This window comes from uncultured Veillonella sp., assembly GCF_934190855.1.
Taxonomy (GTDB): domain Bacteria; phylum Bacillota; class Negativicutes; order Veillonellales; family Veillonellaceae; genus Veillonella.
In genome coordinates, this window is the sequence record NZ_CAKPTN010000226.1 from 1 (window position 1) to 1965 (window position 1965).

At 38.6% G+C, this 1965-nt stretch carries 2 protein-coding genes; both read right to left on the reverse strand.

Annotated features, from left to right (window positions below; all coding sequences use genetic code 11):
- Positions 1–394, reverse strand: a 394-nt coding sequence (locus Q0F90_RS09045; RefSeq protein ID WP_296004934.1) for a DUF4229 domain-containing protein, incomplete at its 3' end; no start/stop codon positions are given.
- Between the two features lie 169 nt (positions 395–563).
- Positions 564–1965: Asp-tRNA(Asn)/Glu-tRNA(Gln) amidotransferase subunit GatB (gene gatB, locus Q0F90_RS09050; protein ID WP_296004937.1), on the reverse strand; the 1402-nt coding region annotated here is incomplete at its 5' end.

Sequence of the window (1965 nt, forward strand, 5' to 3'; positions counted from 1 at the left end):
AAACAATAGCACCCACAAAAATGACAACACCTACTACGGATAGGATAATGCCGCCAAAGAAAACTACAGCCGCTAAAACAACGGCTAAAATAATAATCAAGATGATGCGACTAAGCCAGCTTGTACTATTAAAGCTATACACCTTAACTTGCGGTCCATATTGATTATATTGTTCGTAACGTTGACGCTCTTCATCCATGTAAGTTGGCGTTGAATCAACGTGTACAGAGTCACCTACCTCTTCGATAGTTACCCCATCAAAGTCTCGGCGCTCATCATCGGATAATACGCGCGTATTAGGTTCAGTAGTTCGCGTATTGCCTCCAAAACTACTACCTTGTTGACTATTTCTATATGTGTTTTGATTGTTATGTATATTCTGTTGATCAGACATAGTTAATTCCTCTATATGACCAAAATAATAATTAATTTTATACAACCTATTATACCATATTTTACCGATAAAAAAGCAAATAAATATCCCCTATAAATATAAATTCATATATCTATAGGGGATGTATTATATTGGTATTGTTTATAGCTAATATATGTTAATGCACATATTAGTCATTCAAGAATTTTTGAAGTAATTCATTAACCATACCAGGGTTAGCACGGCCTTTAGATTCCTTCATAACTTGACCAACTAAGAAGCCAATAGCCTTGCCATTACCGCTCTTGAAGTCTGCCACTGGTTGTGGATTGTTAGCAATAACTTGCTTAACGATTTCTTCAATAGCGCCAGTATCTGTAATTTGAACAAGACCTTCTTCTTTTACGATAGTATCAGCATCCTTGCCAGATTCCCACATGGATACGATAACTTTTTTCGCAATTTTACCGGAGATTGTGCCTTTATCGATAAGAGCAATCATACCAGCTAAGTTTTCAGGGCTTACTTTAGATTCAGCAAATGTTAAGCCATTTTCATTGATCATCTTAGACAAGTCACCAAGCATCCAGTTAGCTACAGTCTTAGGATCTGCACCAGCTTTTACAGTAGCATCTAAGAAGTCTGCCGTCTTGCGAGCTACTGTGAGGATCGTTGCATCTTCACGAGGTAAGCCGTATTCAGATACAAAGCGTTCAATTTTAGCGTCTTGTAATTCTGGCAATGCACGGCGTTCTTCTTCGATTTTTTCGTCAGTAATTACGATTGGCACCAAGTCTGGTTCTGGGAAGTAACGGTAATCGTTTTCAGCGTCTTTTTTACGCATACCAAGAGTAATCCCTTGAGCATCATCCCAGGTACGAGTTTCTTGGTCTACTTTACCACCAGCTTCGATTAATTTTGCTTGACGCAATGCTTCGTACTCGATAGCTTTTTGGATACCAGTTAAGGAGTTAACGTTTTTAGTTTCTGTACGTGTACCGAACTCTGTAGTGCCACGAAGGCGTACGGATACGTTACAGTCACAACGCAAGGAACCTTCTTCCATACGACCGTCAGATACTTCTAAATATTGCAAAATAGAACGTAACTTTTCAACGTATGCTTTCGCTTCTGCACCAGAACGAATATCTGGTTCAGATACGATTTCAAGAAGAGGTACACCTGTACGATTATAGTCAACATTGGAAGATTTGGAGTCGGAAATAGTATTGCCACTATGAACGAGTTTACCAGCGTCTTCTTCCATGTGAATACGCGTAATACCAATGCGTTTAGTTTCGCCATTTACTTCGATGTCTAAGTGACCATTCAAGCAAATTGGCAAATCATATTGAGATGTTTGATAGTTTTTAGGCAAATCAGGATAGTAGTAGTTTTTACGGTCAAATTTATTAAAGTTAAGAATTTCGCAATTCAATGCTAAGCCTACCTTAATAGCAAATTCTACTACTTGTTTGTTTAACACAGGCATAGCACCAGGCAAGCCAAGGCACACTGGGCATACATGTGTATTTTGATCGCCGCCGAATTCAGTGGTACAACCACAGAAGATTTTACACTTAGTCTTAAGC